The 12,497-nt window shown below is 41.1% G+C and carries 8 protein-coding genes and 1 tRNA gene; 3 read left to right on the plus strand and 6 right to left on the minus strand.

The window, feature by feature from the left end:
• Positions 1-37 precede the first annotated feature (37 nt).
• Together M2135_RS09000 and M2135_RS09005 are read left to right on the plus strand one after the other, a co-directional pair.
• Positions 38-4,624 (plus strand): translocation/assembly module TamB domain-containing protein, encoded by a 4,587-nt coding sequence (locus M2135_RS09000; protein ID WP_280748155.1) that lies wholly within the window; start codon positions 38-40, stop codon positions 4,622-4,624.
• A complete protein-coding gene (locus M2135_RS09005; RefSeq protein ID WP_280748156.1) occupies positions 4,614-7,064 on the plus strand; it encodes a BamA/TamA family outer membrane protein in 2,451 nt (816 codons plus the stop codon). The genes M2135_RS09000 and M2135_RS09005 overlap by 11 nt, the downstream gene beginning before the upstream one ends.
• Here M2135_RS09005 and M2135_RS09010 read toward each other — a convergent pair.
• The 4 genes from M2135_RS09010 to M2135_RS09025 form a co-directional block, all read right to left on the minus strand.
• Entirely contained in the window at positions 7,061-8,308 is a 1,248-nt protein-coding gene (locus M2135_RS09010; protein WP_280748157.1) for a serpin family protein, read from the minus strand. The two genes, M2135_RS09005 and M2135_RS09010, sit on opposite strands and share 4 nt — an antisense overlap.
• A gap of 617 nt (positions 8,309-8,925) precedes the next feature.
• Positions 8,926-9,804 (minus strand): 1,4-dihydroxy-2-naphthoate octaprenyltransferase, encoded by an 879-nt coding sequence (gene menA / locus M2135_RS09015; protein ID WP_280748158.1) that lies wholly within the window; start codon positions 9,802-9,804, stop codon positions 8,926-8,928.
• An 88-nt stretch (positions 9,805-9,892) separates the two neighbouring features.
• On the minus strand, positions 9,893-10,222 hold the full coding sequence (locus M2135_RS09020; protein ID WP_280748159.1) for a ferredoxin family protein: 330 nt from the start codon (positions 10,220-10,222) through the stop codon (positions 9,893-9,895).
• Positions 10,223-10,387: 165 nt separating this feature from the next.
• Positions 10,388-10,534, minus strand: coding sequence for a hypothetical protein (locus M2135_RS09025; protein ID WP_280748160.1), 147 nt, complete (start codon positions 10,532-10,534; stop codon positions 10,388-10,390).
• Between M2135_RS09025 and M2135_RS09030 the strand changes: the two genes are divergently transcribed.
• A tRNA-Ile gene (locus tag M2135_RS09030) sits at positions 10,527-10,600 on the plus strand. The two genes, M2135_RS09025 and M2135_RS09030, sit on opposite strands and share 8 nt — an antisense overlap.
• Before the next feature lie 79 nt (positions 10,601-10,679).
• On the opposite strand, the gene M2135_RS09035 is transcribed toward M2135_RS09030, so the two are convergent.
• On the minus strand, positions 10,680-11,390 hold the full coding sequence (locus M2135_RS09035; RefSeq protein ID WP_280748161.1) for a hypothetical protein: 711 nt from the start codon (positions 11,388-11,390) through the stop codon (positions 10,680-10,682).
• A 53-nt stretch (positions 11,391-11,443) separates the two neighbouring features.
• Entirely contained in the window at positions 11,444-12,022 is a 579-nt protein-coding gene (locus tag M2135_RS09040) for a hypothetical protein (RefSeq protein WP_280748162.1), read from the minus strand.
• Positions 12,023-12,497: the final 475 nt, after the last annotated feature.

A 12,497-nucleotide genomic window follows, 5' to 3' on the forward strand; every position in this document is an offset into this window, starting at 1 on the left:
AAACGTTTATATTTACAGCTACCTAAGTCGTCCAGAGATGAGGAGATTGATTAAATGGGTAGGGATCATATGCCTCATACCAATCGTATTGGTATTATTCGTAATCATACTTTTATATATCCCTCCCATTCAGAACGTTGTCGTCCAGAAAGCCACCCGCTATGCCAGCAAAGCCACCGGGATGCACATACAAGTAGAGAAGATCCGCCTATCCTTTCCACTCGATTTGTCTATATACGAAACCGAAATCTTAACTTCCTCTTCTGATACAATACTTACGTTGGAACGACTAACGATCAGTCTCAACCCTATACCGTTACTTCATAAAGTAGTATCAGTCGAGTCTATTGAATTCGAAAATGCACATATAAATACCGGATCATTGATCGAAGGCGCCGAATTAAGAGGTACCATTCAACAATTATCCGCACGTGCCGACCGGATTGACCTGATACAGGAGAAAGCGACATTAAATGCGCTTAAACTTTCCGACTCGGCAATCACCTTAAAGATAACCGCTACGGAAAAAGAAGAGACCGCTGTTTCGGAACCTCTCAACTGGATACTCAACCTCGAAAAGATTGATTTCGAACATCTCTGTCTGGCGTTGCAAATGCCTGAAGATTCACTACGGATAAGTACGTATATCGATCGGGCCGGATTAAGTCATGGAGCGATTGACCTGGCGACTTCCCATTATGAGGCTTCCCGTTTTGAGTTATCCCGTTCCGTCGTTAATTATGATGGGGATGAACGGATACCCCAACCTGGATTTGACCCTGCACATATCGCATTAGACCAATTAAATATTGCTGTTGAATCCATCGTGTATCACGATAGAGCAATCAATGTAGACATAAAAGAATTTGCAGCAGAAGAACGTTCTGGATTAAATATCAATGCTTTACATGGAAATATAAACAGCGACAGTACCACCATTCAAATCCCTGAATTAATACTCAAAACGCCTGATTCGGAAATTGCATTCGTCGCAACCATTCCCTGGAGTGTATTCGAGGAGCAATCAAAAGGATCACTGAATGCCAGACTAACAGCATCTCTGGGGGAGAACGATATTTTCACAGGTGTTCAAGGAGTGCCCACCGATCTTATTCAGTTATATCCCAACCACCCTTTAAGTCTGACGGTTGGGGTAGAGGGTAATCTAAATTTACTTACCTTGCGTCAGTTGAAGGTAGAACTCCCTGATGCATTAACGATTAATATTTCAGGGAAAATGGAAGCTGTAATGGATAGTATTCGTCGTACTGCTGATCTCAACATACACAGCCAAACCGGTAATCTCGACTTTCTGTTGGGTATATTACCAACCACCCAGCGCGATCAATTTCGTATTCCACAAGATATAACACTATCCGGAAATCTCGGGTTACATGATCAGGAACTGCATACTCACTTGCAGTTGACAGAAGATAAAGGGCAAATCGATCTAGTGGCCCAATACCATCTCGTTCAAGAGGCTTATTCGGTCGCCTTGAATGCCGACAGCCTTGAACCGGTACACTTTATGCCGGGCGATTCTCTACTTTGGGTTTCAGCCAACCTGAAGATAGAAGGTCAAGGGACCGATCTTTTTGCAGACAGTACATGGGCAACTATAAACGGCCGGATATCGGATATCCAGTATGGGACAATGCATATCGCCGATGTCACACTTGAGGGAGCCTTAAAAGAACATCAGACCACTTTCCGATTAAAGAGTGAATATCCTGTTGCTCATATGGATATCTCTTTCGATGGTTCTATCCGAAAAGAAGAGACCAAAGGGATGTTAATCATGGATGTAGACAGTCTCGATCTTTATGCCTTACATTTGATAGACCGTCCGCTCTCAACCTCTTTCCAGCTTTTTGGTGAGGCTCAGAGTGATTTGGAAAAAGAACATAAAGTAGATATCACTATCGGAAACTGGGATCTGAATACGTCTGATATGCACTTCAATCCTAAGATGCTTACCCTATTTGCCCGAACTGATAAAGATACCACCAGGCTCTCTCTTCACTCCGGTGATCTGGGAATCGTGTTGACAGGAAATGGTGATCTGGAAACAATGATCGATCAACTGGCAGCAATCAATGACGAAGTCAATCTTCAATTAAAAGAAGACTCTACAGTAAATATAGCCGGTCTGCGTCCTGCTTTACCCGATTTGACCCTGACGATCAATGCCGAAAAGGAAAATCCCCTTTACACGATTTTACGACAATATGATATTCTCTATAATACGATACAGATAAAAGCCTCGACATCCCCCGAAAACGGGTTGTTGATGGACGCCGGTTTGTTCGGACTACGGCGGGATACGCTTCAGTTCGATACCATCATGGCGAATATACGCCCCGACTCGACAGGGCTACTCTTTGGGCTTCGTGTGGCTAAAAACAGGTACCGTCAACAAATGCCTTTTACGGCGGAAGTACGCGGCTCAGTCGGTTATAGATATGCTAATGCCGAATTTTTATATACCAATCACCTGCGTGAAACCGGATTATTAGTCGGAGTTCGTATACAACAAATATCCGGAGGATTCCGTTTTCAACTATATCCTGAAGAAGTTGTTCTCGCTTTCAATCCGTTCAAGTTGAATCCGGATAACTATCTTTTATTTAAAAGTATGCAAGAGATCGAGGCCGATATCCGGTTTACCGGACCTCGGAATGCTTCACTCTGGATACACTCCATGCCGGGAGCAGGCGATTATCCCGAACTGCACGCTGAATTGAGTCAGATCGATCTCGATGTGGTCTCCAAAGGATTTGCCGAATTACCACTTATGAAAGGCATATTGAGTGCTGACCTGCAATATGCACCGATAGACAATACGTTTATGGTGGTAGCCGATGTCAATGTCGATGAACTTTATTATGAAAACGGCCGTGTCGGTGAAATGATGCTCAATGCAGTCTACCTCCCTTTAGAAAATGCCCAACACCAAGTCGACGTGCATCTCTATCACGATCAATCGGAAATCAGTTCCGCTTATGCCCTTCTCCATACGGGGAAACAAACGACCAGTATGCAAGGTACGCTGAACGTATCTCAACTTCCATTAGACATGCTCAATCCGTTCATCCCCGGTCGGATGGCTCATATGGATGGGGCTATGAACGGGGAAGTGTCGATTGCCGGCTCTACCGTCAAGCCGGTTCTCGACGGTTTTATCCAGCTGGATAGTAGCTCCGTCTATTTAGGAATGGCAGATACACGTCTTCGTTTCGACAACAAGAGGATAACAGTCGACAAAAGCCTGATCACATTGAATAAATACAATATCTATTCCGCAGGGAATAATCCTTTTGTGATCGACGGGAATATCGACCTCTCCAACCTCTCCCGTATGAGGACTGATCTGAAAATGACAGCCCAAAACATGCAGGTACTCGAGGCAAAACGGACAAAGGAGAGCTTGGTCTACGGACGGCTTCTGATGAACTTCGATACCACCATCAAAGGACCTTTCAACGGGCTGGTCGTAAGAGGTGACGCTCATTTATTGGGAGGAACGGATATGACTTATGTATTGACAGACTCTCCGTTAAGTATACAGGATCGGATGGATGGTCTCGTAACGTTCACCTCTTTTACCGACACGCTGACCCGCAGACGTAGGAATCAGGCTGCGACAGGTATAAGCGGTATGGATATGCTGATGGCTTTACACATTGATCCGACCGTACAAATGCGTGTTGATCTAACCCCCGACCAATCCAATTTCGTCGAAGTAGAAGGTGGAGGCGACCTCACCTTCCAGATGAATAAACAGGGGGATATGGTATTGAACGGACGGTATACCTTCTCTGAAGGGATTGTAAAATATGCACTGCCGGTCGTTCCGCTCAAAGAGTTCAATATCCATCAGGGAAGTTCCGTGCAATGGGACGGGGAGATTATGAATCCGCGGATTGATGTGATGGCCACCGAACGGATGCGAGCCACAATTACACGCGACGGCAACCAGCGAAGAGCCAACTTCGATGTCGGTATCAGTATACAGGAACGGCTCGACAATATGAATATGACTTTTATTATCAATGCGGTCGACGATCAGCAGTCTATGACCGAACTGGCCAGTTTGGGTGAAGACGAACGAACGCGATGGGCGGTTTATATGATGATTACAGGTTCTTATATGGGATCCGGTTCGGGCGTAAATGTAGATGCCGTGATCAGTAATTTCCTGATGGGAGAGGTCAACAATATTGCTGGGGATGTACTCAAAGGGGTAGATATCAACCTGGGATTAGACACTTACGAATCGGAAGGTCAGACGCAACGTGATCTGACATTCAGTTTCTCCAAACGTTTTTATAACGACCGCATCAGAGTCACCGTAGGAGGCAAAGTCGCCATGGAAAATCAGCAACAGGCAGAATCTTTCCTGGATAATTTTGCGGCGGAATACCTATTGGATGTGGCCGGATCAAAAACAGTCAAGTTCTTTTACGACCGCAATTATGATATGTTGGAAGGCGAAGTGGTGCAAACCGGTGTTGGCCTTGTGTTACGAAAAAAAGTGTTACACTTACGCGAACTCTTTGACTTCCGGAAGAAAAAAACGACACCTGTCACAGAAAAAGAGGAGGAAACAGTTGATGATGAATAAAGAAATCTCCATACATCTATTGATATACGGATTTATCGTGTTACTTATTCTGGCAGGTTGTTCGACAACAAGAAATCTACCGGAAGGAGAAATCCTATATACCGGAATAGAGCGGATAGAAGTTGTCGATCTGGATAAAACACCGGAAGGAGATCTGGCCATGCAGGAAGTGGAAGCTGCTCTGGACTATGCTCCCAATAATTCACTCTTCGGAAGTTCCACCACTCGTCTTCCCCTTCCGGTCGGCTTATGGATATACAACAGCTTTCAGAAATATAAGGGAGGTCTCGGAAAATGGATTTTTGAAAAATTTGCCGCCAAACCTGTTTTCATAACAACGGTCAATCCTGATGTGCGTGTTGCCGTAGCACACAACGTATTACGCGAAAACGGTTATTTCAACGGGCAAAGTGCGTATGAGATCATTCCGGATAAAAAAGACTCATTGAAAGCCAAGATCAGCTACCATATAACAATGAACCAGGCCTATCGGTACGACAGTATCCGTTATATGTCTATGCGCCATTTTGTCGATACGATCATCAGTGCCAATCTCAAAAACACTTTACTCCGGAAAGATCAGCAATTCAATGTGGTCAAAATGGAGAACGAACGACAACGTATCTCTTCCGATCTGCGTAATAACGGTTTCTATTATTACCGCCCCGAATACATCGTTTATCAGGCAGATACGTTGATCTCTCCCGGTAAAGTATGGCTACAGGTTGCACGTAAAGACGGAACTCCGCCTAATGCACTGACCCCTTATCGCATTGGAAAAATCAACATCCATATAGGTGGATATAATGGCGAAAAAACAACCGATTCATTGGTTTATAAAGACATGACCATTTTTTACGAAGGAAAACTCCATATCCGTCCGGCTGTATTATACGAACGCTTACGCTTTAAACCGGGAGATCTCTATACGTTGGAAGAACAACAACGGACACAAACCGGATTATCACGACTCAATGCGTTCCGCTATGCCGAGTTTCAATACGCTCCGCGCCGCAATGTCCGTGACTCCGTGCGCAGAGGTCAAGCCGGAAGAAACCCGAATCAGGAAAGACTGGGTATGAATATGCTCGATAGTCTGCAAAGAAGAAGTTCTCTTTTCCGGCAAAACAATATACTGGATGTCAACATCAATACGGTCTATGACCTCCCTTATGACGGTGAATTTGAAATCAACGCCAGTACAAAAGATAATAATTATGCCGGACCGGGAGCAATCTTTTCGCTCACACGACGGAATGCGTTCAAAGGAGGTGAAATAGTCGGATTACAACTCAGGGGAGCCTATGAATGGCAAACCGGCAATCAGGGAGGAGGCAATAAATCAAAAATAAACAGTTATGAACTTGGATTAAGTTCAACCCTGACTATTCCTTTTATTCTTTTCCCGGGATATATCTATCGCGACTTGAAACAACCCTCAAGTACGACATTTAAAGTAAGTGGTGATCTATTGAACCGTCCGAAGTATTTCAAAATGCTTTCATTCAGTGGGAGTATGACCTATGATTTCAGACCGACTTCAACGACCCGCCATCAGATCAGCCCACTCCGGTTGACCTACAATAAACTGAATCCAACCCAGTTCTTTTCCGACAGCGTCGCCAGTTCGAACCAGGGACTTTATGAAAGTCTGAAAAGCCAATTTATCCCGGCAATGAGTTATACTTTTACGTATGACAATTCACCGGTCTCCGACCGAAGCAATTTCTCCTGGTCGACGACTATAACCGAAGCCGGCAATCTCATCGACGGCACCGCTGCTCTCTTTGGAAAAGCGTTCAATAAAAAAGGAAAAGAACTATTCGGCGTCCCTTTTGCCCAGTTTATTAAAGGAACGACCGAAGCCCGCTACAATCACCGTATAGATCGTAAAAACCGGTTAGTAGTCCGCGCAATGGCAGGTGTTATTTACAGTTACGGGAATGCAACAATTTCTCCCTATAGCGAACAATTCTACATAGGAGGAGCCAACAGTGTTCGTGCGTTTACGATTCGCTCTATCGGTCCCGGAAGATTTGATCCTCCGAGAGATCCCGAGAAATGGGAGAACTATCAAAATCCTTACGCCTATATCGACCGTATCGGAGATATTAAATTCGAAGCCAACCTGGAATACCGCTTTAATGTGGCCGGTGCACTTAACGGAGCCCTTTTTATGGATTGGGGGGGCATCTGGGGTATGCGGGCCGACGACCGTTCCGATTCCCGGTTGAAAGCCGGCGAGTTTCTCAATGATATGGCATTAGGTACCGGTGCTGGTCTGCGTTATGACCTCTCTTTCCTTTTACTCCGTCTGGACTTCGGTTTTGGCTTACATGTCCCGTACAAAACAGACAAAAGCGGATACTTCAATGTCAATCCGTTCGACGGCAAATACAATGCATTTAACTGGCATTTGGCGGTAGGATATCCTTTTTAAAGATTCTCAACTACCCCCATAAAGAAGATAGTGCCTGTACTCTTTTCTCTTATTAAATAAAGGAACGGGCGGTTAAGGTGGAATGTATTGATAGATGGTTCTCCATCCAGATCTGCCCCAATTATTTTTTCTATAGTTACAGCAGACGCCTCTGTTCCCTCTTCGGTAATTTCAATAAATGTTTTTTGTAACACATTTGATACTGTTAACGGAGCAGTGGGGTGAATGGATGAAAAATCGGCATTACTGTCGAACATCGCTTGCATACCCATCGTGATTAAATCGTCATTGAGCGACCGCTCGTAGGTTATTTCGAACCGTGGAATCTTAAATTGTGTGTAGGCTCCTCTTAACCCATAAAAAGTCTCTTCATTCAGTTCTTTGATTGCCGAGGCTATAGATATACCTTCGTTTGGCAGTAGAAATATCATACTGAAAGCTTCATTTCCATAGGGCAATTCAGCAAGAGCAAATCGTTCATTTTCTGAATAATTAATAGTCAGTACCATATTCATCATCGGAACAGAACGTTCTTGCCCATCTTGATTGTAGAATATCTCCTCTGTAGTCAGTTCTTTATCAAAAGGCACTGTCCATGGTCCATTAAAATATAAGGCATTAATCAGATACATCACAGCATTCGCATCTACATGATCCAGAATTTCAGGGATTGTCCCTTCCGTTTTTTCCGAACACCAGTTGTTGATTAGATTAACTGTTTCCGAATCAGAGAAATTTTCATTTCGGACTTCTGCATCATAAAATGTTTTATTGGTATCGATAAAGGCATCGAGTACCGGAAATTGGTTTTCTATCCAGATCGAATTAGCACTTCTAAATGCGACATCCGGATCAATTTCGCGCATAATGTCAATCATTTTCTGGAAATAGCCATTCATCGCTTCGCGCGAAATGTCCTTATACCCTAATACACGTTGCATCTCCTCATGGGTTACGCCATCTGCTCCATTATTGAGCATCCCCAAAGCAAGGCTTGCACTCAATGGCGAGATAAGGATATTCTTTCCCGGTATTTCGTTTTTATACACTGTTTTCAGCAATTCGAAAGCAAAGAGGTTATTCTGCTGACTGATTTGTCTTTCAATAGGTGTCAAGCTGAAATCTTTCTGCTCTACGACTGGTTCTTCGGGAGTTTCCGGTATCACAGGTGGCGGAGTCGTACCCTCATGATCACACCCGATAAGAAATAATGCAATGAACAAAAATGATACGATTTTTTTCATACGAACTCCTTTCATAATTATATTTTAGACTACTTAGAAATAACGTGTTCAACAAATGTAATGATAATTATAAAATATACATTGTTTAATGTATAATCGAACTATTGATTTTATCATATTGTTGCTAAAAATAGTTTATTCGTAACATAAATTGTGAAAATTCCATTTTTACATAACACATACTTTCGTTATTTTTCGTCAAACAGGTGGCTATTCTAAGGATTTCAGACAAAATATAGGCGATTTTTACAATTTATTCTGGTTCACTCTCTCATTTTATCTGGATGATTTAAAAAATGGTGCAGATGATTTTGGAAGAACATCTAAATAGTTCGAGCCAATCATTAGCATCATTTTTTTAGGTGTTGAAAACGGTCGAAAAAAGGGGTTGAAAACCGGTTGATTTTTTCCAGAAGCGTGATTTTTTAGAACCTACAAAAATAGGCATGACAAAATGAAAATCAAGCACTGTTATAAAAATAAACCCCAAATCCATACGATTTTCATGAACAAGCCTATGGCTGACTTCAAATAGACGAATCTTGGAGGGGATAAAATAACAAAATGTAAAAACTGACAAATTGTAGTTTTGCTTCCTTTCCGCTGCTTGGTCCGATTTATAAAAAGAGAAGTAATAGAGTAAGAAAAGTAAATAACATCACATTGAGGGCGGTTTGCCCTAATGTCTTGTTAAGTTCACGCCCTTTATACCGGCTTAATTGTTTCCAGGTGGATAGAAACAAAACGAAAAACAATCCGGCCAGAAAAGTTTTCCACCAATTGGCCTCTAGAAGAAAAGGAGAAATAACGATCAGGGCGATCAACCCGTTTATCAGATAAAAAAGGCGTCCAAACTTACGTCCGAATAGAACGATTGTTGTTTTTTTACGAGCCACCTTATCTTGCTCGTAATCGCGATAATTATTGACAATAAGTATATTGATCGATAGAAAACCGATAGCCAGAGACAGGAGAAAAGCCAATAATGAGAAAGATAGTGCCAGCACATAATAGGTAAAACAGACAGGGACTACACCATAGAACAACAAGACACTGACGTCTCCAAGTCCATTATAGGCTAAAGGGAACGGCCCGGCTGAATAGGCCAATACGCACACCGCCATAAGTATCCCGACCGGAAGTAATATCCAGCCGCCGTATAAGAGTAAAAAGCAACCACAGAAACAAGACAATCCAAGTGTGATGAAAGTACCAGTTAACATCGCACGTGGAGTGATCCAACCAGATGCAACCGCACGCGAAGGGCCTAACCGGTCTTCGTTATCCGCCCCTTTTTTGAAGTCAAAATAGTCATTCGCGAAGTTACTGGCAATTTGTGCCAACAGGGCAACAAGAACACACAAAAATGCCGGAATAAACTGAAAGACCCCATCACGCCAAGCTACAGCACAACCAATAAGAACCGGACTTAACGAGGCGGATAGTGTTTGGGGGCGGGCAGCTTTCCACCAGAAGGTTATTGTGTTTCTCTTCATGCGGTATATTTTCAGCAAAGGTAAGAAAAGTTATGGCTATTATGTGACCAACCGTATTCCTTACGTGCTTAAAGAGTGCCCTCTCACATCAGTTACAAGCAATAATCATTCCTATCAGAAGTATTATAATACCGGCAATAACCCAAACCTTCTTTTTCCTTTTTGCGAAAACCTGATTTTGAGAAATTCTAGCGTGGTCAACAGTTAATTCGATTGCCTCAACACTGCATACGGTCAAACATTTACCACAACCAATACAGTCATTCGGATAAGCCACTTTAGCCATATCCCTGTCCAGCCCATAATCCATATCAAGTACTTTGCGACGACAGATGTCTACACACTCACCACACCCTTTACACTTCTCTTTATTTATCTCTAAGGAGACTGTTCTCCCTTCTTTCTTTTTATGAAGCATTATTTTCTCTGTTAAAATTAGACCTACCTATTCGATATACCGTTTAATTGGGAAGACAAGCAAGCCGACATAATATTTTACAGAATGAAGTTTTTATTTTGAGTGCGAGCAAGACCGATATGAGTTCTTTTATACGCTATTCATTGATTCTTCACTATTATCTACTTACGATAGAGCGATAAAAAAGACCAAGTAAAGAGCCTGTTTTGCGCCATAGGAGTCACTAAACTTTTTCAATGAACGCTTGCGTGAACCGATAAAAAGTCGTAATATTGCACCCGATTTCAGAGCCAGTCTCTGATCAGGTCCCATAGCTCAGTTGGTTAGAGCACCTGACTCATAATCAGGGAGTCCTTGGTTCAAGCCCAAGTGGGACCACTGCCTAGAAATAAAGCACTTACAGAAGAATCTGTAGGTGCTTTTTGTTTTGTGTTTGCACACAATTTGCACACAACGACTAAGACCCTTGACATGATTTGCAAAGTCTCATCCTTAACTCTAATAAATATTGTTTGTCTATGATATAATAGTTTTGAGATTTCAAAATATTATTCTCGTTGAAAACTCCAGTGTTTTTATGGAATGTCTCTTCCTCGTAATTAGAACGCATCAAAAAACATTCTAACTTATCATGAAAAATTCTTCTGTTATATTGAATTTTCAAAGAAAGTGGATCCTTGTAGTGCTTAAATACGTCTTTGAATCTATTTTGCTGTTCGAGATAATCTACAAAATATTCAAAACAGTTATTATTATTCATTTCTTGGTACAATTTGAGAAAAAAAACGCTTTGGTTGATAAAAGACGCTTTCAATTCATCTATACAAAAAAAACGAGTTTCTATATTTTTGAACGAATACTTTGCTTTTATATCTCGTATTTCGCTTAATGACAGGCCTTTGTTGTTTAAATAGGTAATTGCATAAAAAACAATTGAATTTGCGACTGCATTAGTTATAAATGCCTTTTGGATTGGAATACGTTTAGACACAAAGATAGAGTCACTTGTTGGAGCAAATCCACAAATTAAAAACTCTTTTATATCTAATGAGTAATTTTTTAGAGCAATGTTGATGGGCATACCATTTAGAAGGTTGGCAAACGATTCTTTTGATATATAAACCCAATAAGACTTTTTGTTCTGCACCTCTAAACCACTAATTTTCACAAATTCTCTGTGATTTATTTCAAAATAACTTATATTGCATTTTTCCCAAAACACTATATTTCACTCTTTGCTAACCCAAGCGCATATGCTATAGGATAATTGATATTAACATATTTAACTGGAATTTCTATTTCTGTATCATGGTATTTTTTTAAAAAGAAAAGGCTCTTACTATCATTCATCATTAGAATTTCATTGTTTAATTCGTAATTGTCGGCGACCATCACTATTCTAGATACTCTTGGATTTCGATATATATCTTTTAATATGTTAATGTAATGTTCATTACATGTCTCATTTTGATCAGCAAAAAAGGAACGAATCCTAAAAGAGCCTATCTCTGTTTCCACCTTTACTTGGTTTGAATCAATGAAACAAAAAACATCCTCAGGAATACAATGAGTCAAAAAGCTACTATTAAGTTTATATGCAAATATCACATCAACAACATGTCCTACTTCTTCAATCCTTGCATTTAATGCAAATTGGTAGAGTAAGTTTTCCAAATTGATTTTATCAAAATCTTTAAAAGGATACACCTCCTTATATATATCCAAGGTAAAACAAATTTGTTGATTTAAAAAATCAGTATTTATGAGAATAATTGTCTCACTCAATAATCCTAAATGCATATTTATTACTGATAAGATAATGTACAGATAATATTCCCAAAGATAGATTTTTTTAACAAGAAGAGATAATTATATCCTAAAATCCTTACTCTTCTTGAATTTCGACTTGAAATACAGGTTCATAGTCTGCTGGAACTCCTTAAATTTCCTCCCAAGTCAATCCAAAATATTCTCCCCATTAAGACTTAGCTGTAATTTTTTAGAATTATCCGGTTCCTTATTTATTTTCAACTTATATCCTTTACTTCAAAGTACTGTTCATGCTCCGGTGAGTAGAATTCGAAAAACTAATTGTTTGATACATAGCGAACTATGTCTTAAAACCTCTGCTTTGACACATTTCGGGCTTCTGTTTGGGCTTAATCCCCATCGCTGCTCTGAACTCATCGTACTTCTGCCTGAACCATTGGGCAAGACTGATTCCATTAAGTAGTAACCGAAAGCTGCTCGGCGCTCCTGTACCTTTATCAAACCG

This window comes from Parabacteroides sp. PF5-9, assembly GCF_029893105.1.
In the GTDB taxonomy this organism is placed as follows: domain Bacteria; phylum Bacteroidota; class Bacteroidia; order Bacteroidales; family Tannerellaceae; genus JARXWG01.